At 52.0% G+C, this 25,470-nt stretch carries 26 protein-coding genes and 1 riboswitch; of the genes, 14 read left to right on the plus strand and 12 right to left on the minus strand.

Features of this window, described 5'->3' with window-relative positions:
* The first annotated feature begins 46 nt into the window (after positions 1-46).
* The 3 genes from proQ to htpX all read left to right on the plus strand — a co-directional run bounded on the left by proQ (position 47) and on the right by htpX (position 3,875).
* Positions 47-733, plus strand: coding sequence for an RNA chaperone ProQ (gene proQ / locus N7E69_RS18955; protein WP_000431401.1), 687 nt, complete (start codon positions 47-49; stop codon positions 731-733).
* Positions 734-752: 19 nt separating this feature from the next.
* Positions 753-2,801 (plus strand): carboxy terminal-processing peptidase, encoded by a 2,049-nt coding sequence (prc, locus tag N7E69_RS18960; protein ID WP_001091237.1) that lies wholly within the window; start codon positions 753-755, stop codon positions 2,799-2,801.
* Between the two features lie 192 nt (positions 2,802-2,993).
* Positions 2,994-3,875, plus strand: coding sequence for a protease HtpX (gene htpX / locus N7E69_RS18965; RefSeq protein WP_000984498.1), 882 nt, complete (start codon positions 2,994-2,996; stop codon positions 3,873-3,875).
* 47 nt (positions 3,876-3,922) lie between these two features.
* Here the strand turns inward: htpX and N7E69_RS18970 are convergent, their stop codons facing one another.
* Complete coding sequence (locus N7E69_RS18970; protein ID WP_000416139.1) at positions 3,923-5,296, minus strand: MFS transporter; 1,374 nt, start codon at positions 5,294-5,296, stop codon at positions 3,923-3,925.
* A 175-nt stretch (positions 5,297-5,471) separates the two neighbouring features.
* Between N7E69_RS18970 and kdgR the strand changes: the two genes are divergently transcribed.
* Positions 5,472-6,263, plus strand: coding sequence for a DNA-binding transcriptional regulator KdgR (kdgR, locus tag N7E69_RS18975; RefSeq protein ID WP_001262195.1), 792 nt, complete (start codon positions 5,472-5,474; stop codon positions 6,261-6,263).
* Between the two features lie 211 nt (positions 6,264-6,474).
* On the opposite strand, the gene yobH is transcribed toward kdgR, so the two are convergent.
* Positions 6,475-6,714 (minus strand): invasion protein YobH, encoded by a 240-nt coding sequence (gene yobH, locus N7E69_RS18980; RefSeq protein ID WP_001236777.1) that lies wholly within the window; start codon positions 6,712-6,714, stop codon positions 6,475-6,477.
* A 157-nt stretch (positions 6,715-6,871) separates the two neighbouring features.
* Here yobH and mgrB point away from each other — a divergent pair, with 157 nt between their 5' ends.
* The 6 genes from mgrB (at position 6,872) to rlmA (ending at position 11,227) form a co-directional block, all read left to right on the plus strand.
* Complete coding sequence (gene mgrB / locus N7E69_RS18985) at positions 6,872-7,015, plus strand: PhoP/PhoQ regulator MgrB (protein WP_000847421.1); 144 nt, start codon at positions 6,872-6,874, stop codon at positions 7,013-7,015.
* 70 nt (positions 7,016-7,085) lie between these two features.
* Positions 7,086-7,373, plus strand: a complete 288-nt coding sequence (locus N7E69_RS18990) for a YebO family protein (RefSeq protein WP_001000659.1) — start codon at positions 7,086-7,088, stop codon at positions 7,371-7,373.
* Between the two features lie 648 nt (positions 7,374-8,021).
* Entirely contained in the window at positions 8,022-8,165 is a 144-nt protein-coding gene (locus N7E69_RS18995) for a DUF2627 domain-containing protein (protein WP_001675517.1), read from the plus strand.
* 12 nt (positions 8,166-8,177) lie between these two features.
* Complete coding sequence (gene cspE / locus N7E69_RS19000; RefSeq protein WP_001062678.1) at positions 8,178-8,387, plus strand: transcription antiterminator/RNA stability regulator CspE; 210 nt, start codon at positions 8,178-8,180, stop codon at positions 8,385-8,387.
* Between the two features lie 219 nt (positions 8,388-8,606).
* Positions 8,607-10,352 (plus strand): peptidoglycan glycosyltransferase FtsI, encoded by a 1,746-nt coding sequence (gene ftsI, locus N7E69_RS19005; protein WP_000730323.1) that lies wholly within the window; start codon positions 8,607-8,609, stop codon positions 10,350-10,352.
* Between the two features lie 65 nt (positions 10,353-10,417).
* On the plus strand, positions 10,418-11,227 hold the full coding sequence (gene rlmA, locus N7E69_RS19010) for a 23S rRNA (guanine(745)-N(1))-methyltransferase (protein ID WP_000010923.1): 810 nt from the start codon (positions 10,418-10,420) through the stop codon (positions 11,225-11,227).
* Here rlmA and mntP read toward each other — a convergent pair.
* The 5 genes from mntP to manX all read right to left on the minus strand — a co-directional run bounded on the left by mntP (position 11,224) and on the right by manX (position 15,402).
* Entirely contained in the window at positions 11,224-11,790 is a 567-nt protein-coding gene (mntP, locus tag N7E69_RS19015; RefSeq protein WP_001518359.1) for a manganese efflux pump MntP, read from the minus strand. The two genes, rlmA and mntP, sit on opposite strands and share 4 nt — an antisense overlap.
* A 111-nt stretch (positions 11,791-11,901) precedes the next feature.
* A riboswitch (yybP-ykoY riboswitch) is annotated at positions 11,902-12,003 on the minus strand.
* A 196-nt stretch (positions 12,004-12,199) separates the two neighbouring features.
* Entirely contained in the window at positions 12,200-12,658 is a 459-nt protein-coding gene (locus N7E69_RS19020) for a DUF986 family protein (RefSeq protein WP_000156283.1), read from the minus strand.
* A 58-nt stretch (positions 12,659-12,716) separates the two neighbouring features.
* Positions 12,717-13,568, minus strand: a complete 852-nt coding sequence (locus N7E69_RS19025) for a PTS mannose transporter subunit IID (RefSeq protein ID WP_001518647.1) — start codon at positions 13,566-13,568, stop codon at positions 12,717-12,719.
* Positions 13,569-13,580: 12 nt separating this feature from the next.
* On the minus strand, positions 13,581-14,381 hold the full coding sequence (gene manY / locus N7E69_RS19030) for a PTS mannose transporter subunit IIC (protein WP_000406920.1): 801 nt from the start codon (positions 14,379-14,381) through the stop codon (positions 13,581-13,583).
* A gap of 52 nt (positions 14,382-14,433) precedes the next feature.
* Positions 14,434-15,402: a PTS mannose transporter subunit IIAB gene (manX, locus tag N7E69_RS19035; RefSeq protein ID WP_000150523.1), complete on the minus strand. Its 969-nt coding sequence runs from the start codon at positions 15,400-15,402 to the stop codon at positions 14,434-14,436.
* Positions 15,403-15,719: 317 nt separating this feature from the next.
* On the opposite strand from manX, the gene N7E69_RS24615 reads away from it, so the two are divergent.
* Together N7E69_RS24615 and yoaE are read left to right on the plus strand one after the other, a co-directional pair.
* Entirely contained in the window at positions 15,720-15,887 is a 168-nt protein-coding gene (locus N7E69_RS24615; RefSeq protein ID WP_370739650.1) for a protein YoaL, read from the plus strand.
* Positions 15,875-17,434 carry a CNNM family cation transport protein YoaE gene (gene yoaE, locus N7E69_RS19040; protein WP_108628305.1) on the plus strand — a complete coding sequence of 520 codons (1,560 nt, stop codon included), beginning with the start codon at positions 15,875-15,877 and terminating at the stop codon, positions 17,432-17,434. The genes N7E69_RS24615 and yoaE overlap by 13 nt, the downstream gene beginning before the upstream one ends.
* 21 nt (positions 17,435-17,455) lie before the next feature.
* Here the strand turns inward: yoaE and N7E69_RS19045 are convergent, their stop codons facing one another.
* The 4 genes from N7E69_RS19045 to pabB all read right to left on the minus strand — a co-directional run bounded on the left by N7E69_RS19045 (position 17,456) and on the right by pabB (position 22,769).
* Positions 17,456-19,057 (minus strand): EAL domain-containing protein, encoded by a 1,602-nt coding sequence (locus N7E69_RS19045; RefSeq protein WP_001192535.1) that lies wholly within the window; start codon positions 19,055-19,057, stop codon positions 17,456-17,458.
* A 137-nt stretch (positions 19,058-19,194) separates the two neighbouring features.
* On the minus strand, positions 19,195-20,559 hold the full coding sequence (gene sdaA, locus N7E69_RS19050; protein WP_000624273.1) for an L-serine ammonia-lyase: 1,365 nt from the start codon (positions 20,557-20,559) through the stop codon (positions 19,195-19,197).
* Positions 20,560-20,822: 263 nt separating this feature from the next.
* Positions 20,823-21,401 (minus strand): CoA pyrophosphatase, encoded by a 579-nt coding sequence (locus N7E69_RS19055; RefSeq protein WP_000381548.1) that lies wholly within the window; start codon positions 21,399-21,401, stop codon positions 20,823-20,825.
* Between the two features lie 3 nt (positions 21,402-21,404).
* Positions 21,405-22,769 (minus strand): aminodeoxychorismate synthase component 1, encoded by a 1,365-nt coding sequence (pabB, locus tag N7E69_RS19060; protein ID WP_000978451.1) that lies wholly within the window; start codon positions 22,767-22,769, stop codon positions 21,405-21,407.
* A gap of 80 nt (positions 22,770-22,849) precedes the next feature.
* Here pabB and N7E69_RS19065 point away from each other — a divergent pair, with 80 nt between their 5' ends.
* The gene (locus N7E69_RS19065; protein WP_000457328.1) at positions 22,850-23,029 is read left to right on the plus strand and encodes a YoaH family protein; all 180 of its coding nucleotides are present in this window, start codon (positions 22,850-22,852) and stop codon (positions 23,027-23,029) included.
* Between the two features lie 5 nt (positions 23,030-23,034).
* Here N7E69_RS19065 and N7E69_RS19070 read toward each other — a convergent pair whose 3' ends face one another.
* Positions 23,035-23,379, minus strand: a complete 345-nt coding sequence (locus tag N7E69_RS19070; protein ID WP_000029550.1) for a RidA family protein — start codon at positions 23,377-23,379, stop codon at positions 23,035-23,037.
* Positions 23,380-23,509: 130 nt separating this feature from the next.
* Between N7E69_RS19070 and N7E69_RS19075 the strand changes: the two genes are divergently transcribed.
* The gene (locus N7E69_RS19075) at positions 23,510-25,420 is read left to right on the plus strand and encodes an ATP-dependent DNA helicase (RefSeq protein WP_000128807.1); all 1,911 of its coding nucleotides are present in this window, start codon (positions 23,510-23,512) and stop codon (positions 25,418-25,420) included.
* Positions 25,421-25,470: the final 50 nt, after the last annotated feature.

The raw sequence follows: 25,470 nt of genomic DNA on the forward strand, positions 1-25,470 counted from the left end.
CATGCCTGCTGCTTGTTGGCTACGTCCGTTGTAATCAGGAAATTTCATGGAAAATCAACCTAAGTTGAATAGCAGTAAAGAAGTTATCGCGTTTCTGGCCGAGCGTTTTCCTCACTGTTTTAGTGCGGAAGGCGAAGCTCGCCCGCTGAAAATTGGTATTTTTCAGGATCTGGTAGAGCGAGTTGGGGGCGAAATGAACCTCAGCAAAACGCAACTTCGTTCCGCTTTACGTCTTTATACTTCAAGCTGGCGTTACCTGTACGGCGTTAAGCCGGGCGCAACGCGCGTCGACCTTGATGGCAATCCGTGCGGCGAGCTGGAAGAACAGCATGTCGAACATGCGCGTAAGCAGCTTGAAGAAGCCAAAGCCCGTGTTCAGGCGCAGCGCGCAGAGCAGCAAGCGAAAAAACGCGAAGCTGCCGCGGCGGCTGGCGAAAAAGAAGACGCGCCGCGACGCGAGCGTAAACCTCGCCCGGTAGCGCGTCGTAAAGAAGGCGCTGAACGTAAACCTCGCGCTGATAAACCGACGACGAAAGCGCCGCGTGCGCCTCGCGAAGAGAAGCACACGCCGGTTTCTGATATTTCAGTATTGACCGTAGGGCAGTCCCTCAAGGTGAAAGCGGGTAATAATGCGATGGATGCCACCGTATTAGAAATCACCAAAGATGGTGTCCGTGTACAGCTGAATTCGGGTATGTCTTTGATTGTACGCGCAGAACACCTGGTGTTCTGAAACGGAGGCCAGGCCTGGCATGAACACTTTTTTTAGGCTTACCGCGTTAGCTGGCCTGCTTGCATTAGCAGGCCAGTCCTTCGCCGTGGAAGATATTACGCGTGCCGATCAAATTCCCGTACTAAAGGAAGAGACGCAACATGCGACGGTGAGCGAGCGCGTAACGTCGCGTTTTACCCGCTCCCACTATCGCCAGTTCGATCTGGATGAGGCATTTTCGGCAAAGATCTTTGATCGCTATCTGAATCTTCTCGACTATAGCCACAACGTTTTGTTGGCGAGCGATGTCGAGCAGTTTGCGAAAAAGAAAACCGTGTTGGGCGATGAGCTGCGCACGGGTAAGCTGGATGTTTTTTACGATCTTTATAACCTGGCGCAAAAGCGCCGGTTTGAACGTTACCAGTACGCGCTAAAAGTGCTGGAACGGCCAATGGATTTCACCGGAAACGATACGTTTAACCTGGACCGCAGTAAAGCGCCCTGGCCGAAAGATGAGGCTGAGCTAAATGCGCTGTGGGATGGTAAAGTGAAATTCGATGAGCTCAGTCTGAAACTCACCGGCAAGAGCGACAAAGAAATTCGCGAAACGCTGACGCGTCGCTACAAATTCGCTATTCGCCGCCTGGCGCAGACCAACAGTGAAGATGTGTTCTCGCTGGCGATGACCGCTTTTGCGCGTGAAATCGACCCGCATACGAATTATCTTTCTCCCCGCAATACCGAGCAGTTTAATACCGAAATGAGCCTGTCTCTGGAAGGTATCGGCGCGGTGCTGCAAATGGATGACGATTACACTGTCATTAACTCATTGGTCGCCGGCGGCCCAGCAGCGAAGAGCAAGTCGATTAGCGTCGGCGATCGTATCGTCGGCGTAGGGCAGGCCGGAAAACCGATGGTCGACGTCATTGGCTGGCGTCTTGACGATGTGGTGGCGCTGATCAAAGGGCCAAAAGGCAGCAAGGTCCGACTGGAAATACTGCCGGCTGGTAAAGGGACGAAAACGCGTATCATCACGCTGACGCGTGAACGGATTCGTCTTGAAGATCGCGCGGTTAAAATGTCGGTGAAAACCGTCGGCAAGGAAAAAGTTGGCGTACTGGATATTCCAGGCTTCTATGTTGGCTTGACCGATGATGTCAAAGTTCAGCTTCAGAAGCTGGAAAAACAGAATGTTAACAGCATCGTTATCGATCTGCGTTCAAACGGCGGTGGGGCGCTGACGGAAGCCGTTTCGCTTTCCGGTCTGTTTATCCCTTCTGGTCCGATAGTTCAGGTGCGCGACAATAACGGCAAAGTGCGTGAGGATAGCGACACCGACGGCGTGGTCTACTACAAAGGCCCGCTGGTGGTGCTGGTCGATCGTTTCAGTGCCTCGGCATCGGAAATCTTCGCTGCCGCGATGCAGGATTATGGTCGCGCGCTGATTGTCGGTGAGCCGACCTTCGGTAAAGGGACGGTACAGCAATATCGTTCGCTAAACCGAATTTACGATCAGATGCTTCGCCCGGAATGGCCTGCGCTGGGTTCGGTGCAGTACACCATTCAGAAGTTTTACCGTGTCAACGGCGGTAGTACGCAGCGTAAAGGGGTCACGCCGGATATCATCATGCCGACTGGCAATGAAGAGACGGAAACCGGAGAAAAATTTGAAGATAACGCCTTGCCGTGGGATAGCATTGATGCGGCGAAATACGTGAAATCGGACGATTTGGCCCCGTTTGGCCCGGAATTATTGAAAGAACACAACGCGCGTATCGCCAAAGATCCTGAGTTTCAGTACATCATGAAGGATATTGCACGTTTCAATGCCATGAAGGATAAGCGCAACATCGTCTCTCTGAATTATGCGCAGCGTGAGAAAGAGAACAATGAAGAAGACGCTCTGCGTCTGGCGCGTATTAACGATCGGTTTAAACGTGAGGGTAAACCGTTGCTGAAGAAACTGGACGATCTGCCAAAGGATTACCAGGAGCCGGACCCGTACCTTGATGAAACGGTGAAGATTGCTCTGGACCTGGCGCATCTTGAAAAAGAAAAACCAGCGGAGCAGGCGGCAGCCAATAAGTAACGCTAAACAGGCACAAAAAATTGTGCCTGTTTTTTTTAACAAGCGCAGAAGTCGTCAGGATAATGCTACAAAATGTAAAGTTGTGTTTTTCTCGTGACTTACCGCCTGGTGATGCTTGAAAATAGCCATAAGACCCATACGATGTGGGTAATCGCATAGTGCGCTTTGTTAAATTGAGGTTAAAAGAAAATTATGATGCGAATCGCGCTCTTCCTGCTGACGAACCTGGCCGTGATGGTCGTTTTCGGGCTGGTTCTGAGCCTGACAGGGATACAGTCGAGCAGCGTGCAAGGCTTGCTGATCATGGCGCTGCTGTTTGGTTTTGGCGGTTCTTTTATTTCATTGCTGATGTCCAAATGGATGGCGTTAAAATCCGTAGGAGGGGAAGTTATTGAACAGCCTCGCAATGAAAGAGAACGCTGGTTGATGAACACCGTAGCAACGCAAGCGCGCCAGGCCGGTATCGCCATGCCGCAGGTTGCTATCTACCATGCGCCGGACATTAACGCGTTTGCGACGGGCGCACGCCGTGACGCCTCATTGGTCGCTGTGAGCACCGGTTTGTTGCAAAACATGAGCCCTGACGAAGCGGAAGCCGTCATTGCGCATGAAATCAGCCATATTGCCAATGGCGATATGGTGACGATGACGTTGATTCAGGGGGTGGTTAACACCTTCGTTATCTTTATTTCGCGCATTATCGCGCAAATTGCTGCTGGTTTTCTGGGCGGCAACCGCGATGAAGGCGAAGGAAGTAACGGTAATCCGCTAATCTATTTCGCCGTTGCGACGGTGCTGGAACTGGTCTTCGGTATTCTGGCGAGCATCATCACCATGTGGTTCTCCCGTTACCGTGAGTTTCATGCCGATGCGGGATCGGCGAAACTGGTTGGCCGTGAAAAAATGATTGCCGCGTTGCAGCGCCTGAAAACCAGCTACGAGCCGCAAGAAGCGACCAGCATGATGGCGTTTTGTATTAACGGTAAATCGAAATCGTTAAGCGAGCTGTTTATGACGCACCCACCGCTGGATAAACGCATTGAAGCGCTGCGTAGCGGTGAGTACCTGAAATAATAAGCCCACTGGCAAGTATGAAAAGCGCGTCGAATGACGCGCTTTTTTTACGCCTGAACGCGTGGTTGCGTAATACGTAAACCGCTCACCACCGCCGCGAGAGTCGCCAGGATCGCCGCTGCGAGCAGAGAAAGATGCGTACCGCTATCGCCAAACTGGTTCAACATCAGCGCTACCAGCGCGGCGCCAGTACTTTGGCCTAACAGTCGCGCCGTGCCCAGCATCCCGCTGGCGCCACCGCTGCGCTCACGCGGCGCGGAAGTGATAATGGTGTGATTATTCGGCGACTGGAACAGGCCAAACCCTGCGCCACAAAGGATCATCGGCCAGATAATATTCAGATCGGAGGGGGAGGCTGGCAACATGACCAGCGCAAACAACCCGGCTGCCATTATCACCATTCCCAGCGCCCCCAGCAAACCGGCATGAAGACGTTCTATCAGGTATCCCGCCAGCGGCGCCATTACCATCGTTGCCAGCGGCCAGGGCGTCAATAACAGGCCGGTTTCTACTTCGCTACGGCCCAGCACGGTTTGCAGATAAAAAGGTAGCGAGACCATGGCTAACATTTGCGCGCAGAACGAGCAAATTGACGTGCCGATCGAGAGTGAAAAAAGCGGAATGCGTAACAAGTCGATGGGTAACAAAGGGACGGGCAAAGAAAGCTGGCGGCGCACGAAGAAAAACCCGACCACGACCAGAACGAGCAGCTCTGCGCCAATCAACGTTAGCGACTGTCCCTGGGCAAATCCGCTCAATGCGGTAATCAGCAGGCCAAATGTGAGCGCATTCATTACCGCGCTCGGTAAGTCAAAGCGCGGCTTAGTGTCATGGGCGATGTTTGCTGGTAAAAAGCGTATGGCCAGAATTAACGCGATGATACCTAACGGGACATTAATCAGAAACAGCCATTTCCATGATGAGATGGACAAAATCGCTGCGGCGATCGTCGGACCCGCGGCGGAAGAGACTGCGACGATAAAAGAGTTAATTCCCATGCCTCGTCCCAGATGACGCTGGGGGTAGATAAGACGAATCAGCGCCGTGTTTACGCTCATTAGCGCCGCGCCGCCAAATCCCTGCGCGATGCGCGCCAGCGTCAGCATCTGCAGCGAGTCTGAAAGCGCGCAAAACAATGATGAAAGCAGAAATACCACTAAACCACATTTGTAGATCCGGCGATAACCAAACATGTCGCCTAAAAAAGACAGGGAAAGCAGTGAGACGACAATGGCGATTTGGTATGCATTGACAATCCAGATAGAGCTGGCAGGGGAGGCATGTAAATCAGTCGCAATGGTTGGCAGCGCGACATTAGCGATTGCGCCATCCAGAACCGCCATCGAAATACCGATAATAATCGTCAGGATAGCGCCGTATCTCTGCGGGAGGGGCAGGCCATCGGCCCGTGTTTTTTCCATAAGTATTTTGTAATAAGGGGAATTATGAGCTGAATAATAATGTTAGCATTAATACTGAGTTGTTATGTCGCAGATTTGTAACGAAGTAAGCAAAGATGGATTGCGGGCGACCTGGCGTGAAATTATAATAAAAACTCGTTCTGAATTTTATAAAACGCTCGTAATGAGGTGATAAATGGCAAACGCAGATCTGGATAAGCAGCCTGATTCTGTATCTTCTGTGCTGAAAGTTTTCGGCATTCTGCAGGCGCTGGGTGAAGAGCGTGAAATAGGGATTACCGAGCTATCGCAGCGCGTCATGATGTCGAAAAGCACCGTTTATCGCTTTTTGCAAACCATGAAAACGCTGGGCTACGTGGCTCAGGAGGGGGAGTCTGAAAAATACTCTCTGACGCTAAAGCTGTTTGAGCTGGGCGCGCGAGCTTTGCAAAATGTTGATCTCATCCGCAGTGCGGACATTCAGATGCGCGAACTGTCTCGTCTGACAAAAGAAACTATCCATCTTGGCGCGCTGGATGAAGACAGCATTGTCTATATCCATAAAATTGACTCTATGTACAATCTGCGGATGTACTCACGTATTGGGCGTCGTAATCCGCTGTACAGTACGGCCATCGGTAAAGTGCTTCTGGCCTGGCGCGACCGTGATGAGGTTAAGCAGATTCTCGACGGCGTAGAGTATAAGCAAAGCACGGGACGCACGATTACCAGCACTGAAGCGTTGCTGCCGCTGTTGGATGAAGTGCGTGCGCAAGGATACGGTGAAGATAACGAAGAACAGGAAGAAGGATTACGTTGTATCGGCGTACCGGTATTTGACCGTTTTGGCGTAGTCATCGCAGGGTTAAGCATTTCGTTCCCGACGCTGCGTTTTTCAGAAGAACGCCTACAGGAATATGTGGCTATGTTACACGCCGCCGCGCGTAAAATTTCTGAACAAATGGGTTACAACGATTATCCCTTCTAAGCAACGTTATTAGCATGACGTTAAAAAAAAGCAGCTACGAAAAATGTAGCTGCTTTTTTTATAACATCGGGTGGGATGAAATCGTAAAAGTAGATAATATCTGTCGGCTTATTTAACGGTTATTAAAATATTATTTAACAGTACTTATGAACAACAGCCAATATAGGGGAATTATTGGTGATAGTTTCACTGTGAAATTATTTATTGCCGCTTAGCCATTATCCACCACGGTGGCGATTTTTCTGAAAATGGGACAGTCGGAAAAGCCAATAATGCCGCTGTTGGTATGGAGATATTGCGCCGTGCTGGTGCCGCGTGCGGTCAGGTAATGGCACTGTAAACCCAGCCCCGCAGCGTTCACTTTACTTCCCACCAGGATGCCATAGCCGCTCATCAGCAGGCCTATCCACACCAGGGCAAACAATACAATTGCGCGAATGATCAAACGCATTACTACCTCTTTTCTTTTTTAGTTAGAATAAGAGTAGCGTGTACATTGATTGAAACAAGTGAATCATTCCTAAAAACATATAATGCCGCTACAGTTACTCCTAGTTTAAGTAACTCATGATAATTTAGCGACATAAGATGTAAGATCGGAGAGTGGAGTGAAAACATTTCGATGGGTCGTTCTCGGCATCGTGGTGGTAGTATGCCTGTTGCTGTGGGCGCAGGTGTTTAATATCATGTGCGATCAGGATGTACAATTTTTCAGCGGTATTTGCGCCATCAATAAATTTATTCCCTGGTAAACGTTTTACACCAGAGATTTCCTTCCCGTGTAGCAGTGGTAGAATGACGTCTCTACATTGAGGTGGTGAAATGAACGACGTTTTAAACTCTGGTGCGTTTTCTCTTGCATCTTTAATAGTATCAATGGTGGTTCTGGTGGTGGGGCTGGCGCTCTGGTTCTTTGTCAACCGGGCAAGTTCCCGTGCCAACGAGCAGATAGAACTGCTCGAAGCGTTGTTGGATCAACAGAAGCGGCAAAACGCGTTGTTACGCCGCCTTTGCGAAGCAAACGAACCAGAAAAAGAAGCGGAACCCGCAACAGCGGCAAGAGAACCGAAAGAGGATGAGGACATCATTCGTCTGGTTGCTGAACGATAATGCTTACCGGGGCGCAAATGGCGCCAGTGCCATACGCCCCATTTCCCCGTCGTATCTCTCCGCGTTGCCGTTTGCAACTGATACTACAGCATCAACACCTTACCTAATATATGGCTTTATATGCAACATAGTTTTATATGTATAACAAATGGACATATGGCATTTTTGTGATACCGCTCATTCTCTATTAAAAGCGAAACGTTTCTCTCTCTTTATGGATTGTCATTGTTTGTTCATTATTTTAAGGCATTCTGTAAAGACGCAGAACATCACAAAAAGCGGTGTCGAAAATCGCTTTTCTTTTCTATTATTTTGATTAAAAGGTGTTTTTTATCATTGTGACAATTTATGCATAACTCAGCATAAAAAGTGATATGAAAAATACAGCTTTTAAATGTGATTTGATGCACTGGAAGAAGCGAAGTTATTGAGCTATGGTAGAAAAATGGCTTTTCAGCAGTGACGTTGTCAGGAGTCCGTCAGCGCGTGAGGATATATCTTTCGCAATTTTGTTGCATAAACGTGCTGTCAATTTGTGAAGGTTCTCGTAATTTGTGAGACGGATCGAGACACGTTTAAAAATGGCTTGCCATAATTAACGTTGTATGTGATAACAGGCTTTGGGTTAAACGAGGTACAGTTCTGTTTATGTGTGGCATTTTCAGTAAAGAAGTCCTGAGTAAACACGTTGACGTTGAATACCGCTTCTCTGCCGAACTTTATATTAGTGCCTCAAGCAGTAATGTCTCAGTTTTATCTATGTTATGCCTACGGGCAAAGAAAACACTCTAAGGAATTTTGCAAATGGCAAAGATTAAAGGTCAAGTTAAGTGGTTCAACGAATCCAAAGGTTTTGGCTTCATTACTCCGGCTGACGGCAGCAAAGATGTGTTCGTACACTTCTCCGCTATCCAGGGCAATGGTTTCAAAACTCTGGCTGAAGGCCAGAACGTTGAGTTCGAAATTCAGGACGGCCAGAAAGGTCCGGCTGCTGTTAACGTAACAGCTATCTGATCGACACCACTGATTTGATGCGTTTGTCGCGTCAGCCTCAGATATAAAGCCTCGCTAAAAGCGGGGCTTTTTAATTCAATATCCTTCAAAATGTGTCTGGATGCGCTCTCGTTAGCGATTTGTTGCAAAGGCGCGATGTTATTAGCATTGTTTTTTCTGGTTTTTCCGGCCGTTTCCCGTTAAATCAATCACCTGAAAAATGATTCGGCTGGAGATCAGGTGAAAAAGAAAAGCGACGGCGATACCCGTAATTTTACGCCCATACGTTTTGCACTACTTTGCACTGCCATTCTGCTCAGTATGGCATTGTTGTTAGGGCGGGTGGCATGGCTGCAAATTGTTACGCCGTCGAAACTGGTGAAACAAGAAGATATGCGCTCGCTTCGTGAAGTGACCACGGCCTCTCCACGCGGCATGATCACCGACAGAGAAGGGCGGCCCTTAGCGGTGAGCGTTCCGGTTAATGCTGTCTGGGCCGATCCGAAGACTATCATAAGCAAAGGCGGCGTTGGCTACAATGAGCGCTGGCAGGCGCTGGCCAGCGCCCTGCATCTGTCGCTCAGTACGCTTGCGGAACGGGTAAACAGTAACCCGGCAGGTCGTTTTATCTACCTCGCGCGCCAGGTTTCACCCCAGCAAGCCGAATGGATAGATAAACTGAATCTACCGGGTATTAACCTGCGGGAAGAGTCGCGCCGTTTTTACCCTGCCGGACACGTAGCGGCCAATTTGATCGGCTTTACCAATATCGACGGGCAGGGAATAGAAGGTATTGAAAAGAGCTTTAACGCGCAACTGACGGGAAAACCGGGCTCCCGACTGGTGCGTAAAGATAAATTTGGTCACGTTATTGAGAACATTACGGAAGTGAATCCGGTTCCTGCTCATGAACTTCAGCTTAGCATTGATGAACGTCTGCAAACGGTTACCGAAGATGCGCTGGATAACGCCGTCATCTGGAACAAAGCGGAATCCGGCGCTGCCGTATTGATTAACATCCCAACGGGTGAAATTCTCTCGATGGCGAGCTACCCGGATTTCAACCCGAACAACCGTGAAGGCGCGCAGTTGGACGATTTTCGTAACCGCGCGATTAGCGATACTTTCGAACCCGGTTCTACTGTGAAGCCATTGGTCATTATGACTGCGTTACAGCAGGGCATCGTGCAGCCGGACAGCGTTATCGATACCCATCCTTTTACTCTCGATAGACACCGTATCCGCGACGTCGGTTACTATCCGGAACTGACATTAACCGGCATTTTGCAAAAATCCAGCGATACCGGCGTTTCTCACCTTTCTCTGGCGATGCCGGTGCAGAAATTAATGGATACTTATAAAAGCTTTGGTTTCGGCGTGCCTACCGGACTGGGTCTCACCGGAGAGAGCAGCGGGTTATTACCGAAACGCCGTTACTGGAGTGATTTAGATCGCGCTACCTTCGCTTTTGGCTATGGATTAATGGTGACGCCGCTGCAACTGGCGCATGTTTATGCCACGATTGGCAGCTTTGGTATCTACCGTCCGTTATCGATCACCAAAGTTGATCCGCCCGTGATCGGCACGCGGGTAATGCCGGAAGAACTGGTGCACGAGGTGGAACATATGATGGAGAGCGTCGCGTTGCCTGGCGGCGGCGGAACAAAAGCCGCAGTAAGAGACTACCGTATTGCGGTCAAAACCGGGACGGCGAAAAAAATTGGCGATGATGGTAAATACGTCGATAAATATGTGGCATATACCGCAGGCGTCGCGCCGGCAAGTAACCCCAGATTTGCGCTGGTGGTGGTGATTAATAATCCGCAAAACGGGGCTTATTATGGCGGCGCGGTATCTGCGCCCGTATTCAGCCAGATCATGGGCGATGTGCTGCGGCTGGAAAATGTTGAGCCAGACGGTATGCCAGCCGATTCAGATCACCTTCTGGTGATGCATGGCAGCCACGTTGCGGTTCCGGGCTCGTAAAGGATTTTCCCGGGGCGCAATTCGCGTTACACTTGCGCCCTTTAGCGCCCCAGTCCGGAGTTGTCATGTCGTTTACCTGTCCGCTTTGCCATCAGCCGCTTACGCAGATTAATAACAGCGTTATATGTCCACAGCGCCATCAGTTTGATGTGGCGAAAGAGGGCTACATCAATCTGCTGCCGGTACAGCATAAACGTTCGCGCGATCCGGGCGACAGCGCCGAAATGATGCAGGCGAGGAGAGCGTTTCTTGATGCGGGCCATTATCAGCCGCTGCGCGATGCGGTGATTAACCTGTTGCGCGAGCGGCTGGATCAGTCGGCCACGGCGATTCTGGATATCGGCTGCGGCGAGGGGTATTACACTCATGCTTTTGCCGAGGCGTTGCCGGGAGTCACCACGTTTGGACTGGACGTTGCTAAAACGGCGATCAAAGCGGCGGCGAAGCGCTATTCGCAGGTGAAGTTTTGTGTGGCGTCAAGCCATCGACTGCCCTTTGCCGATGCGTCAATGGATGCGGTGATCAGAATCTACGCCCCGTGTAAGGCGCAGGAATTGGCGCGTGTGGTGAAACCTGGTGGTTGGGTCGTTACCGCCACGCCAGGGCCGCATCATCTGATGGAACTAAAAGGGCTCATTTATGATGAGGTGCGTTTACATGCGCCGTATACCGAGCAGCTCGACGGATTCACATTGCAGCAGAGTACCCGCCTTGCTTATCACATGCAGCTCACCGCCGAAGCGGCTGTAGCACTGTTGCAAATGACGCCATTTGCCTGGCGCGCCAGGCCAGACGTGTGGGAACAACTGGCCGCCAGCGCCGGACTTAGCTGCCAGACGGATTTCAACCTTCATCTCTGGCAGCGTAACCGTTAACCGTGAAAATGCGTCCAGAGGATCTGGACGCCAATTCCTATCAGTACGACCCCGCCGAGAATTTCAGCACGCTTACCCAGCATTGGGCCGATAAAGCGACCGATCATCATTCCGAGGGTGGACATGATAAGCGTGGCGCAACCGATAGCTAATGCGGTAGCGATGATGTTTACCTGCAAAAACGCCAGACCGACGCCAACCGCCATCGCATCGAGGCTGGTCGCGATAGCCGTCGTGACTAATAGCCAAAAGCTGTGGCGGCGTAACGGTGTTTCATCTTCATCACTACCGCCGCGGATACCTTCGATGATCATGCGTCCGCCCAGAAAGATCAGCAGAACAAAGGCTATCCAGTGGTTCCATTCCAGAACGAATTTACTCGCCAATATCCCCAGCCCCCAGCCGATTAACGGGGTCAGCGTTTCAACCGCGCCAAAGATAAGGCCGGTACGCAACGCTTCTGAGAATTTGGGTTTATGTAGGGTGGCGCCTTTGCCAATTGATGCCGCGAAAGCATCCATCGACATACCGAAAGCGAGAAGAACAGTAGCAGTAAAGTGCATGACAACGTCCTGACCGGGGTATCCATTAAACACATCACTGCCCCCAGCAAACATGCATGTCGCCATTCTGTGACGAAATACACAGCAGTTGATGCGCCTATGGTCTCGCCTGACCAGCGGCGGCTGGTCCGTACGCGCCACGTTTTGCAACGAGTATGTTGACGCGTACATTTCCGGAGTCTGGAAATCGGCTACTCCCCAATTGACGGCGCAACATTAACATATTTTTAGAATATAAAACAACAGCGATAAAATATTATTTGCCTTCTAATTGAAAACGATTTTCATTTAGATTTATTCATCAATAAAACGTTAAATTAAATAACAATTGGTCAATAGAAAATATAGCCTTAGCTATATTATGATTCGAAATAAAATTCGAAAAACATAGTTGAGGCTATATCTTAAGCTATTGATTTTCAATAATAAGTTTATATATTTTTTCCAGATTGTCGATATTGCGTACACGGATAAGCAAGCGTCGTTGTTCTAATTGCATCACCAGTACGCCGTCTTCCGATAAATTCATCTCTTTAATACGGTTATATTCTATCCAGACATTGGCGAAGAAAAAGCCACGTTGTTTAAAGATGATCCGTGGTGTGCGGATCCAGAATATATAAAACCCCATTAACGCCAGCGCGCTTAATAACCATGTGGTCATCTGCGCTCCGTGGCTGGTTACGTTGTTATAAATAAGGATGGCGACCAGCCCAACGAAGATAACGCTGTCTACGCGACCGCGGCGGAGCAGGGCTATAGAAAGCAGAGTGGGGCCATTGCGACGGGGCATGATGAACTGATCGTAGAGAGCGTAAGCCAATAATGCGGCAATAAAGAGAATCAGCACCAGGTCCGTGATAGTCATTTATCCTCCAGAGAAATAAAAAAACGGGGCCGTTTGGCCCCGGTAGTGTACAACAGCCTTACTGACCCAGCAGTCCTACGGAGTAGCCGGCGATACCGATGACGAAGAAGCCCACGATAATCCACAGCGGGTTAACTTTCTTACGCAGCAGCCACATACAGGCAAAGGTCAACAGTAGCGGAACCAGACCCGGCATCAGCTGGTCGAGAATGGTTTGCACGGTGGTAACGCGTGTCTGACCATCCTGACCGGTGATGGTGGAGACCACCAGCGGGATATTCACATGCGTCCACTTGTTAACCAATGCCCCCATGACAAACAGGCCGAGGATTGACGCCCCCTCAGTCAGTTTTTGCAGGAAGCCGCCGCCCATATCTTTAACGATATCGACGCCTTTGCGGTAGCCATAAGCCACGCCATAATAACGGGTCGCCAGACGCACCAGGTTAAACAGGATGAAAAACAGCAGCGGACCAAGCAGGCTGCCGCTCATTGCAATACCTGCGCCCAGCGCCGCGAATACTGGACGGACGGTACCCCAGAAGATAGGGTCGCCGACGCCTGCCAGCGGTCCCATCAGACCGACTTTGATACCGTTGATAGCGCCATCGTCAATCTCTGCGCCATTCGCACGCTTTTCTTCCATTGCCAGCGTTACGCCCAGTACCGGCGCCGCAACGTAAGGATGGGTGTTAAAGAACTCCAGGTGACGTTTAATCGCCTGTTTACGCGCGTCATTATTCTCCGGATACAGGCGACGAATCGCTGGCACCATAGAGAAGCAGAAGCCCAGCGCTTGCATACGTTCGAAGTTCCATGACCCCTGGAACAGGTTAGAACGAAGAAATACGCCGCGAATATCGCTCGGAGTGAGTTTTTTCTCGGTGGTAGTTTTAGTCATATCAACCATTTCGCTCACCTGTTAGTCCAGTTCGTTGTCGAGATCGTTATTGCCAGCAGCCGTTGCAGGCGCGCCCGCTACACGGTTGTATTTCGGGCTCAGCTGGATGTAAAGAATAGCCATCACTGCGCCGATGACACCCAGTGCGACCAGGTTGAAGTTTGTGAAAGCCGCGGTGACGAAACCGAGGTAGAAGAACGGCATCAGGTAGCCTGCGCGCATCATGTTGATAACCATCGCATAACCAACCACGACGATCATGCCGCCGGCGATGTTCAGACCGCCCGTGACGACTTCAGGAATCGCATTCAGCATTCCCTGTACTTCGCTGGTGCCTACGGAGATGGCAACGATAACCGCCGGGATAGCGATACGCATTGCCTGCAGGAACAGAGAAGAAACGTGCAGCCAGGAGAGCGCCGTCAGGTTGCCGTTTTCAGCCGCCTTGTCCGCCGCGTGCTGGAATGCCACGGTGATGGTACGAACGATAATGGTCAGTACCTGGCCTGCCGCCGCCAGCGGAATCGCCAGCGCGATACCGGCGCCAATGCTTTGATGCCCGGCGATGACCAGAACGGTAGAGATGATGGACGCCAGTGCGGCATCAGGCGCAACGGCAGCACCGATGTTCATCCAGCCCAGAGCGATCATTTCCAGAGTACCGCCGATGATAATACCGGTTTTCATGTCCCCCAGAACGGCGCCGATTAAGGTACAGGCGATCAGCGGACGGTGGAACTGAAATTCATCAAGTACCGACTCCATACCCGCGATACATGCGACGATGAACACCAGCACAATCTGAAGAGTGGTAATCTCCATTGTACTTCTCCTATTGCTATCTTAAGTGTGAAAGCTAATTAAATGCCGGCGGTTATTTCGCCACTTTGGCAATTAAATCCATCATTTTCAGTTTCGGATCGGTGGAAACTTTACGCACCTCAAGCTCGATGCCGCGCTCGTTGAGCTTTTTAAAGGCTTCGATATCCTTTTCATCGACGGAAACGGCGTTGTTCACCTGCGTTTTACCTTGACGATAGGCCATACCGCCAATGTTCACGGAGGTGACTTTCACGCCGCCCTCAACGATGCGCTCGACGTCGGTAGGATTGGTAAACAGAAGCATCACGCGTTCGCCGGCGTATTTCGGGTTATTGTAGACGCGAATCATCTTCGCGACGTCAACCACATGCGCCGTAACGCCCGGCGGCGCAACTTGCGTCAGCAGCGTTTTACGTACGGTATCCGCCGCGACTTCATCGCTCACAACAATAATACGGCTGACATTGGTCTCTTTGGTCCAGCGGGTAGCGACCTGACCGTGAATGAGACGGTCATCAATACGGGCAAGCCCGATAACCATATAATCATTCGGGCCCATCGGTTTTGCCGGCGTGGCCGCTTTTGGCGCGGCGGCGACTGGCGCTGGCGCGGCTTTTTCTACCGGTTTCGCTTTCAGCGCTTTTACGCCTTCACGACCGGTTTCTACCGCCAGTGCGACCAGCTCGTCAAAGCTTGGATCGTCGTCACGAGCCATAAACGTTTCGACCAGCATCGGGATGTTGACGCCGGCAATAACTTCATAGCGCTCTTTATCGACGACAATGCGGCTGGCAGCATTAAACGGACTGCCTCCCCATGTATCAACGAGAAATAGCACGCCTTTACTGGTATCGAGTTTAGCCAACTGAGCGTTGTACTTTTCGATCAGCGTTTCGGCATTTTCGCCTGGAACGAAATCGATCCAGCCGACGTTTTCCTGCTCGCCTAACAGCATTTCGGCTGTTTTAAGTAACTGCTCTGCAGCCCAACCATGTGTGCCTATAACAATAGCAATGGTCACTTGCTACCTCCTTTATTATTGTCAACACATCAACTTGACAGATGTATTTTTTGAATCGCCGTCCGCAAGCGAATCGATTCAGATGAGGGTTACAACGAAAAACGCATGATTTTCGTGAATTATTTTAGATATCGAAAAAAATATTTTGTGTGATGGAGATCCGTAATTTTGTTTTCGATAATGAGAAATTTCGAAGTGTAAAATATCCCGGTTACATCTCTTTGCAAAGGAAGGTAAATCTTTGCCAAAAACCAGTTGTCTCTGTTATGTTTAGCTTCCGTTTAATTAGAATGGGGTATAGGGCAGCAGCCCGTTGTATGGATCGTCACCGACGTCATTTCACTCTTTGGCCGTTTTGCGCCTGTCAATCTGGCATATCTTGCCATAGCCTTACTTTGTTTATTGCGTTACCGCCTGCATCCTTTGAGATGTTGTGGGCGCCGTTTAGTCATTCCTTAAGCAGGAGCTTGTCATGGAATTATTAATGGATCCCTCAATTTGGGTGGGTTTACTCACGCTCGTCGTCCTGGAAATTGTTCTGGGTATCGATAACCTGGTCTTTATCGCGATCCTCGCCGATAAATTGCCGCCAAAGCAGCGTGACAAAGCGCGTCTTATCGGGCTCTCGCTGGCGCTGATTATGCGTCTGGCGCTGCTGTCCATTATTTCGTGGCTGGTGACCTTAACAAAGCCGCTCTTTACCGTCTGGGATTTTACCTTCTCCGGCCGCGATTTAATTATGCTGCTGGGCGGTATATTCCTGCTGTTTAAAGCGACCACCGAGCTGCATGAACGTCTGGAAAACCGCGAGCATGACACCGGACACGGTAAAGGCTATGCGAGCTTCTGGGTGGTAGTCACGCAGATTGTCATCCTGGATGCGGTCTTCTCGCTGGACGCCGTGATTACGGCGGTAGGTATGGTAAACCATCTGCCGGTTATGATGGCGGCGGTGGTGATTGCGATGGCGGTGATGCTACTGGCGTCAAAACCGCTGACCCGTTTTGTCAACCAGCATCCGACGGTGGTGGTGCTCTGTCTGAGTTTCCTGCTGATGATCGGCTTGAGCCTGGTGGCGGAAGGGTTCGGTTTCCATATTCCGAAAGGCTACCTGTACGCGGCAATTGGTTTCTCGATCGTTATCGAGGTGTTTAACCAGATTGCGCGCCGCAACTTTATTCGTCATCAGTCCACGTTGCCGCTGCGCGCGCGTACTGCGGACGCTATCCTGCGTCTGATGGGCGGTAAACGCCAGGCGAGTACGCAACATGAAACGGATAGCCCGGCCGCGATATCGGTGTCGGAAGGCGCCTTCGCCGAAGAAGAACGCTACATGATTAACGGCGTACTGACTCTGGCGTCGCGCTCCCTGCGCGGCATTATGACGCCGCGAGGCGAAATTAGTTGGGTGGATGCGAATCTCAGCGTAGCTGAAATCCGTCAGCAGTTACTCTCTTCTCCGCATAGCCTGTTCCCGGTATGTCGGGGCGAGCTGGATGAAATTATCGGTATCGTTCGGGCGAAAGAGTTGCTGGTGGCGCTGGAAGAGGGCGCGGACGTTGCGGCTATCGCCGCGTCTTCCCCGGCGATAGTGGTGCCGGAAACGCTTGATCCTATCAATCTGTTAGGCGTTTTGCGCCGCGCGCGCGGCAGTTTCGTTATCGTCACTAACGAGTTCGGCGTGGTGCAGGGGCTGGTTACGCCGCTGGATGTGCTGGAAGCGATTGCCGGTGAGTTCCCGGATGCCGATGAAACGCCGGAAATCGTTGCCGATGCCGAGGGCTGGATAGTGAAGGGCGGCACCGATCTCCATGCGCTACAGCAGGCGCTGGAAGTTGATCATCTGGTGAACGAAGAGGGCGATATTGCGACGGTCGCGGGGTTAGTGATCGCCGCTAATGGCCATATTCCTCGTGTAGGCGATGTCATTGATGTTCCGCCCCTGCGGATCACCATTGTCGAGGCCAACGACTATCGTGTCGATCTGGTTCGAATTGTTAAAGAACTGCCTGCCCACGACGAAGAGGAATGACGTCACACGCAGGAATCAAGTCTATAGATGCGGCATCGCGGACATAATCTGTCCGTTATGCCGGGCGGGCGGCGGCGCGCTGCCCGCCAGCCACTGTGGAAATTCGCTAATGGGCATCGGCTTCGCATAGAGATAGCCCTGTAACATTTGCACGCCATGCTGGCGCAAATGCTGTGCCTGCGTCTGGTTTTCGACCCCTTCCGCCACCAGTTCAATATTCAGTCTTTGCCCCAGAGCGATAATAATATCGGTCACCGTTGAATTGACCGCATCGGTACCGATGGCGGCGGTGAAGGATTTATCGATTTTCAAAATATCCGGCCGCAGTTTTTCCAGCCAGGAGAGCGAGCTGTTTCCTGTGCCAAAATCATCGATGGCTAACTTCACGCCTTTACGATGCAGCTCGCGCATCAGGCGGTAATCAACGTCAAGCAACGCGTCGCGTTCCGTGAGCTCCAGCACCAGTTGCTGAACAGGTTCCGCACTAAACCAGTACTGATTAAGATCCTTGAGAAGCACGCCGTGTCGGAAATGGCTTGCCGCCACATTGATGCCGATATGAAACTGATGGTTGATGGGGAAGTAGTGCCGCTGCCGAATGGTTTCCGCAATCACATAGCGGGTCAGCGGCGCTATCAGGTTATGTTCCTCGGCGATAGGAATAAAAACATCCGGTGAGATCCAGCCCTGGCGCGGGTTGTTCCAGCGTAACAGGATCTCAACGCCGGTACACTGCTGCGTGCGGGCATTAAGCAACGGCTGACAAAATAGCTCAAACTCCCGTTCGGCAAGGGCCAGATTAATTTCCCAGGAAAAGCTCATTCTGCTGGCCGTTGCCAGCCAGGCGATATAACCGATCAACAGGCTAAGCAATACGGCCAGCGGTAACTGCGTCGGGAGATGTTTGAACGCCAGTACGCCTGCCGACGGCCCGCTGACGCTGATAGTAAAAGGGAAATGTCGCGATGAAAGCTGGTAACGCTCTTCATCTTTTTTTAATTCCGGAAGAGTATCGACCACGCCCCGACCATATAACAGGTGCCGTTTGCCGACCGTCAGGCTGGCGCTGGTAATTTGCGGCTGCTGCGGCTCAAGTAGCATAGTCGTCAGCAAGTCAATATTCACAATTTCCATCACGCCATCCTGGCCATCGGCAGAGGCGGGATACCACTGAATGAGGATCGGGCTTCCCTTGAGTAACGATTGGTCTGTGGAAAGTAGCAGCAGATCGCCGACTGCGGGAAGATCGGGCTGAAGCTGGCGTATGGGAGTATTACGGGCGCCAAAAATGCTTGAGCAATAGAGAATTCCCTCTTTCACCAGCCCGATAGAACGAACGGTTTGCAGACGGGCGGCTTGCTTACGCAACGGCAGATGCGCGGTCGCGCACGGAAGCTCAAGCAAGGGGAGCAGTACGTTTCGTCCGACCTGGAGAGGATGCAAAACATTATCCAGCGCATCAACGGCATGATTCGCGAATGCAACCGTGCGATGGTGATTTAAGTTCCGCTCCGAAATAAATCGGATGCTCAGCGTAAGAATGAGCGTGACCAGTGCACAAATCGTGCAAACAATGAAACGATTACGGCGATAATGATTGATGATCCGTTGTGCTGTTTGCATGCGGGCCGCCCAATAAGCGTTGGCGACAAAAGCCAACCGCGACACAGCAAGTGTAGTGGGGAAACGTGGAGTCGACGAGGAAGAGATAAAAATTTCGCCCATCCGTAGCAGATGGGCGAAGGGAGGGGAAACGGCGTTTAATCACACTGGACTTTAATAGCCAGCCCGCCGCGCGACGTTTCGCGGTATTTTGCGTTCATGTCTTTTCCGGTCTCGTACATCGTTTCGATGACTTTATCCAACGAGACGCGCGGCGCGCTGGTTCGACGCATGGCCATACGCGCAGCGTTGATCGCTTTAACCGAAGCAATGGCGTTACGCTCGATACACGGCACCTGCACCTGACCGGCAACCGGGTCGCAGGTCAGCCCCAGGTTATGCTCCATGCCGATTTCAGCGGCAACGCAAACCTGCTCCGGGCTGGCGCCCAACAGTTCAGCAAGGCCTGCCGCCGCCATCGAACAGGCGACCCCGACTTCGCCCTGACAGCCGACTTCCGCGCCGGAAATAGACGCGTTCATCTTATACAGCGCGCCAATAGCGCCTGCCGCCAGGAAGTAGCGGGTGTAAATATCCGGGCTGACTGATTCAATAAAATGGTCGTAGTAAGCCAGTACCGCAGGAACGATACCGCACGCGCCGTTGGTTGGCGCCGTCACGACGCGGCCGCCTGCGGCGTTCTCTTCGTTCACCGCCAGAGCAAACATGTTCACCCAGTCAATGACGTTCATCGGATCGTTGGAAAGCTTATCGCTGGAAACCAGCATACGACGCAGCGCAGAGGCGCGACGCGGTACGCGCAGCGGCCCCGGCAGCACGCCTTCGGTATTCATACCACGATCAATACAGGCCTGCATGGTCTGCCAGACGTGACCGAAATACTCTTCAATCTCTTTCTTGCTATGCAGCGCCAGTTCGTTTTGCATCACCATGCCGGAGAGTGAAAGGCCGGTACTGTTGCAATACTCCAGCATTTCTTTCGCCGATTTAAACGGATAAGGTACAGTAACCTCATTCGTCGCTTCCTGGCCGAAATGCGCTTCATCAACGATAAAGCCGCCGCCGATGGAATAGTACGTCTTGCTATAAATGACCGTGTCGTCATGCCAGGCGTGGATCTGCATCCCGTTTTCATGCAGCGGCAAATTGCCGTTGTGAAAACGCATTCCGTCATCTTTCGGGAAGTCGACTTCGTGACGTCCCTGGGCCAGTAACAGACGCTCGCGCGTTTCGACGTCGCGAATAAAACCGGGGATACTATCAATATCCACGGTAGCGGGTTCATTACCCGCCAGACCCATAATAATGGCGATATCGGTATGGTGACCTTTCCCCGTCAGCGACAGCGAGCCGTAGACATCGACAGCGACGCGGGTAACGTTATCCAGTAATCCTTTTTCGACCAGGTCATCGACGAACTGTTTACCGGCCTTCATCGGGCCAACAGTGTGGGAAGAGGAGGGACCAATCCCTACCTTAAACATGTCGAATAGGCTAATCACGATAATACTCCTGACAGGGCAACCGGGGCTTCCGGTTACGATGTTATAACTGCGCATAGTGTAAGAGGGAACGCTGGCATCAGCTTAACTATTCACATGAATTAAACTAATGAATAACCGCGTTTTTACTAATATTGCGACAGTAATCTCAAGTCGTGTCTTGCGCGCGTAAAGTTAAGTATATACACGTTGCCCTTCAGGCTGCCTCTTTGGGGGAGGCGATTGTTACCACCTTGAGGCAACGTGAATGGCGTTGTGTACAGTCAGGGCTTTACGCCGATTTGCAGCGCCAGCTCACGAAGAATGTTTGCGGTCATGCCCCAGACGAAATAATGCTCATACCAGGAGAGCCATACGCGGTGCGAATTGCCGCGACGGTAAACATCAAGCGGGTGATATCGACCCAGTTGCAACGCTTGCGCCAGCGGCATTTCAAACACCGCAGACACTTCATCTTCACTGGCGCGCCAGGGGAGATTTGGCGGAATAATGCCGACCACCGGGGTGACCTGAAAACCGGTCACGCTGTCTACCGGCGGTAAAACGCCAATCACTTCCACGGCTTGCGGCGGGATGGCGACTTCCTCCTGCGCTTCGCGAAGCGCTGCGGCGATAAGCGAAGCATCGGTACTGTCCACGGCCCCGCCGGGAAAGGCGACCTGTCCGGCGTGTTTGCGCAAATGAATAGCCCGCTGGGTCAACAGCAGCCCCGGCTGGGGGCGGCGAACCACAGGGATCAGTACGGCGGCCTGACGTTGATTTAACGTTTTATGAGTCATCTGCGGGCGCAAAAGCTGAAAGCGCGATAAGAAATGATCGAGCGTCAGACGGCTGGTATCCACGTATTAGTTCTCCAGTGGGTGCAGGATACGATTAACTTTATCAAAAGTTTCCTGATATTCCGCTTCTTCCTTGCTATCGGCCACGATACCGCCGCCGGCTGAGCAATAGAGTTGGCCCTGCGTTGCCGTGACGGTGCGGATAGTAATACTGGTATCCATCTTGCCGCAGAAACTCAGATAACCGATGCTACCGCACCAGGCGTTGCGTCGCTGCGGCTCCAGTTCGTCGATAATTTCCATCGCCCGCACTTTAGGCGCGCCGGTAATGGAGCCGCCGGGGAAAGCCGCGCGCAGCAGGTCGGTAGCATGAAGCGAGTCCGGTAAACGGGCGGTAATGGTGCTAACCAGATGGTGAACGGCAGGAAATGGTTCGACGACGAACAGTTCCGGCACTTTCACCGAACCCGGCACGGCGACCCGGCCAATGTCGTTACGCATCAAATCGACGATCATCAAATTTTCAGCGCGATCTTTCATTGAGTTGGCCAGTTTCTGCGCCTGCTGACGATCCGCCTGCGGATCGTTAAGCCGTGGGAGCGTACCTTTGATCGGGCGCGTCTGAATATGACCATTCTCCAGTTGGATAAAACGCTCGGGAGAAAGGCTCAATATGGCGCCGTCATGTAAACGAAGAAAGGCGCTGAACGGGGCGCGATTGGCGCGGTTAAGGTGTTCGAAAGCCTGCCACTCATCACCCTCGTAGCTCGCCTGAAAACGCTGGGAAAGATTGACCTGATAGCAGTCCCCGCTGTGCAGCCAGGCCTGCACCTGACGAAACTTTTCGCCATACTCGCAACGCGTCATATTGGATTGCCAGGCCGAGGTAAGCCTGAAGGGCGTGCGGGTCGGCGCGTGCTGGCTGGTGAGCCAGCGATATCGGGCGTCTGCATCGTGATAGCTTATCAGCGACACCACCTGTTTTTGGTGATCGACAATCAGCGCCCAGTCGTAAAGGCCAATCGCCATATCGGGTAAAGCGATATCGCGCGCAGCAGTATCGGGCAGAATTTCGAAACGCCGCCCTAAATCATAACCAAACAGACCCAGCGCGCCGCCCTGAAAGGGTAAGTCAGGGTCAGGCTGAGGATGAAAAGGCAGCGCCTCCAGTTGAGTCTGCAAAACGTGTAACGGATCGTCGAAAGTGACGGTAGTCGTGCGCGCAGTACATACCGTGGTTTCCTGCGCGCGCGTGGTCAGTGTGGTGACAGGATCGGCGACCAGAATATCAAAACGGTTATAGGGATGAATAGCATCACCTGAATGCAGCAGCATCGCCCAGGGCAAATGATTTACGGGCGCAAAATAGTGTTCAGCGGCGTCCGGACGCCAGGGTAAGGTGATAACAGTGGGAGATAACGTCTTCATCATTCCTGACTCGTTACAACACTACTGGCTTACCGCCGGGTAGCGTGAAATAATTAGCGCTAACAATTTAGCAGGAGTTAATCATGTTTGCAGGTTTACCTTCACTCAGTCATGAACAACAGCAAAAAGCCGTAGAACGTATCCAGGAATTGATGTCGCAAGGTATGAGCAGCGGAGAAGCGATTGCCCAGGTGGCGGGCGAACTTCGCGCCAACCATACCGGCGAACGGATAGTGGCGCGTTTTGAGGATGAAGACGAATAACCGGCTTATACCGCCGCGACAATCTTAATCTCAACTTTATATTTCGGGTTCATCAACCCGGCCTGTACGGTACAGCGTACCGGCGCATGGCCTGCGACGACCCACGCATCCCACGCCTTATTCATGGCGGCAAAATCCGCTTTATCGCTCAGGAAAATAGTGGCATCCAGAATACGTGACTTACTGGAGCCCTGTTTTTCCAGCACCGCATCAATTTGCGCCAGAGTATTCGCCGTTTGCTCAAAAGCATCGGCGTCCAGGTTTTCCGGCACGCCGGTATACCACAGCGTATTATTGTAGATCACCACGTCTGACCAACGATCTTCGGCATCAATACGCACGATAGACATTACTTATTCCTCATTTGCTTTTCATTTGAATGGTTCAAGACTGCCACAATGTGGCGTCGCCGTCACCTCTGTAACTGGCGTAAGCCTTTCTACCCTGACATAATCCCTGTGCAAATTAACAGGGGGCAGTGTGACGGACGATTTTGCAGCAGATGGCCAACTGGCCAAAGCGATAACCGGCTTTAAACCGCGCGAACCACAGCGACAAATGGCGGTTGCCGTAACACAAGCGATTGAAAATGCGCAGCCTTTGGTTGTTGAAGCCGGCACCGGAACCGGGAAGACCTATGCTTACCTCGCTCCGGCGTTGCGCGCCGGGAAAAAAGTCATTATTTCGACCGGGTCGAAAGCGTTGCAGGATCAACTCTACAGCCGCGATCTGCCGACGGTAGCAAAAGCGTTGGCGTTTACCGGTAAGACGGCCCTGTTGAAAGGACGTTCAAACTACCTCTGCCTGGAGCGTCTGGAACAACAAGCGCTGGCGGGCGGCGATTTACCGGTACAAACGTTAAGCGACGTGATATTGCTGCGCTCCTGGTCAAATCAGACGCGGGATGGCGATATCAGCACCTGCGTCAGCGTGGCGGAGGATTCCCAGGCCTGGCCGCTGGTCACCAGTACCAACGACAACTGCCTTGGCAGCGATTGCCCGCTCTACAAAGAGTGCTTTGTGGTGAAAGCGCGTAAAAAGGCGATGGACGCGGATGTGGTGATTGTAAACCACCACCTTTTTCTTGCGGATATGGTGGTTAAAGAGAGCGGGTTTGGCGAACTTATCCCTCAGGCTGAAGTAATGATCTTCGATGAAGCCCACCAACTGCCTGACATCGCCAGCCAGTATTTCGGACAATCGCTCTCCAGCCGTCAGTTACTGGATTTAGCAAAAGACATCACCATCGCCTACCGGACGGAACTGAAAGACACTCAACAGTTGCAAAAATGCGCCGATCGCCTTGCCCAGAGCGCCCAGGATTTTCGTCTGCAACTGGGGGAGCCCGGCTACCGGGGAAATTTGCGTGAACTGTTAGCCGACTCGCGTATCCAACGGGCATTTTTACTGCTGGATGATACGCTGGAGCTTTGTTACGACGTGGCGAAGCTGTCGCTGGGCCGTTCGGCGCTGCTGGATGCGGCTTTTGAACGCGCCACGCTATACCGTTCACGGCTGAAACGCTTAAAAGAGATCAATCAGCCGGGATACAGCTACTGGTATGAGTGCACCTCGCGCCATTTCACCCTGGCGCTGACGCCGCTCACCGTGGCGGACAAATTCAAAGAGGTGATGGAACAGAAACCCGGTAGCTGGATTTTTACCTCAGCCACGTTATCGGTAAATGATGATCTTCACCACTTTACCGCCCGTCTGGGAATTGAACAGGCAGAATCCATGCTGCTGCCCAGCCCATTCGACTATACGCGCCAGGCGTTACTCTGCGTACCGCGTAACCTACCGCAAACCAACCAGCCCGGCGCGGCGCGACAGTTGGCGGCTATGCTCAGGCCGATTATTGAAGCCAATAACGGGCGATGTTTTATGCTGTGCACCTCACACGCCATGATGCGCGATCTGGCGGAGCAGTTTCGCGCCACCATGACGCTGCCGGTATTGTTGCAAGGGGAAACCAGTAAAGGCCAACTGTTACAGCAATTTGTTAGCGCCGGCAACGCGCTGCTCGTCGCCACCAGCAGCTTCTGGGAAGGGGTGGACGTGCGCGGCGATACGTTATCTTTGGTGATTATCGACAAATTGCCGTTTACTTCCCCGGACGACCCGTTGTTAAAAGCGCGAATGGAAGACTGTCGTTTGCGCGGTGGCGATCCGTTTGATGAGGTTCAACTGCCCGATGCGGTGATTACGCTGAAGCAGGGGGTGGGGCGGCTAATTCGCGATGCGGACGATCGCGGGGTGTTAGTGATTTGTGATAACCGGCTGGTGATGCGGCCCTATGGCGCCACGTTTCTCGCCAGCCTGCCTCCTGCGCCGCGCACGCGTGATATCGCCCGTGCCGTTCGCTTTCTTGCGATTCCATCCGCCGAGTAATTTGTTACGGAGTATGGTAAGATGCGCGCTATTTTATTGATCTAAGCACG

This window comes from Salmonella sp. 3C (assembly GCF_025426275.1).
Classification (GTDB): Bacteria; Pseudomonadota; Gammaproteobacteria; order Enterobacterales; family Enterobacteriaceae; genus Salmonella; species Salmonella enterica.

Excerpts from the sequence above, each read along its gene's own strand:
- proQ (WP_000431401.1), top strand. The coding sequence starts at position 47 with ATGGAAAATCAACCTAAGTTGAATAGCAGTAAAGAAGTTATCGCGTTT.
- prc (WP_001091237.1), top strand. The coding sequence starts at position 753 with ATGAACACTTTTTTTAGGCTTACCGCGTTAGCTGGCCTGCTTGCATTA.
- htpX (WP_000984498.1), top strand. The coding sequence starts at position 2,994 with ATGATGCGAATCGCGCTCTTCCTGCTGACGAACCTGGCCGTGATGGTC.
- N7E69_RS18970 (WP_000416139.1), bottom strand. The coding sequence starts at position 5,296 with ATGGAAAAAACACGGGCCGATGGCCTGCCCCTCCCGCAGAGATACGGC.
- kdgR (WP_001262195.1), top strand. The coding sequence starts at position 5,472 with ATGGCAAACGCAGATCTGGATAAGCAGCCTGATTCTGTATCTTCTGTG.
- yobH (WP_001236777.1), bottom strand. The coding sequence starts at position 6,714 with ATGCGTTTGATCATTCGCGCAATTGTATTGTTTGCCCTGGTGTGGATA.
- N7E69_RS18990 (WP_001000659.1), top strand. The coding sequence starts at position 7,086 with ATGAACGACGTTTTAAACTCTGGTGCGTTTTCTCTTGCATCTTTAATA.
- N7E69_RS18995 (WP_001675517.1), top strand. The coding sequence starts at position 8,022 with ATGTGTGGCATTTTCAGTAAAGAAGTCCTGAGTAAACACGTTGACGTT.
- cspE (WP_001062678.1), top strand. The coding sequence starts at position 8,178 with ATGGCAAAGATTAAAGGTCAAGTTAAGTGGTTCAACGAATCCAAAGGT.
- rlmA (WP_000010923.1), top strand. The coding sequence starts at position 10,418 with ATGTCGTTTACCTGTCCGCTTTGCCATCAGCCGCTTACGCAGATTAAT.
- mntP (WP_001518359.1), bottom strand. The coding sequence starts at position 11,790 with ATGCACTTTACTGCTACTGTTCTTCTCGCTTTCGGTATGTCGATGGAT.
- N7E69_RS19020 (WP_000156283.1), bottom strand. The coding sequence starts at position 12,658 with ATGACTATCACGGACCTGGTGCTGATTCTCTTTATTGCCGCATTATTG.
- N7E69_RS19025 (WP_001518647.1), bottom strand. The coding sequence starts at position 13,568 with ATGGTTGATATGACTAAAACTACCACCGAGAAAAAACTCACTCCGAGC.
- manY (WP_000406920.1), bottom strand. The coding sequence starts at position 14,381 with ATGGAGATTACCACTCTTCAGATTGTGCTGGTGTTCATCGTCGCATGT.
- N7E69_RS24615 (WP_370739650.1), top strand. The coding sequence starts at position 15,720 with ATGGATCGTCACCGACGTCATTTCACTCTTTGGCCGTTTTGCGCCTGT.
- yoaE (WP_108628305.1), top strand. The coding sequence starts at position 15,875 with ATGGAATTATTAATGGATCCCTCAATTTGGGTGGGTTTACTCACGCTC.
- N7E69_RS19045 (WP_001192535.1), bottom strand. The coding sequence starts at position 19,057 with ATGCAAACAGCACAACGGATCATCAATCATTATCGCCGTAATCGTTTC.
- pabB (WP_000978451.1), bottom strand. The coding sequence starts at position 22,769 with ATGATGAAGACGTTATCTCCCACTGTTATCACCTTACCCTGGCGTCCG.
- N7E69_RS19065 (WP_000457328.1), top strand. The coding sequence starts at position 22,850 with ATGTTTGCAGGTTTACCTTCACTCAGTCATGAACAACAGCAAAAAGCC.
- N7E69_RS19070 (WP_000029550.1), bottom strand. The coding sequence starts at position 23,379 with ATGTCTATCGTGCGTATTGATGCCGAAGATCGTTGGTCAGACGTGGTG.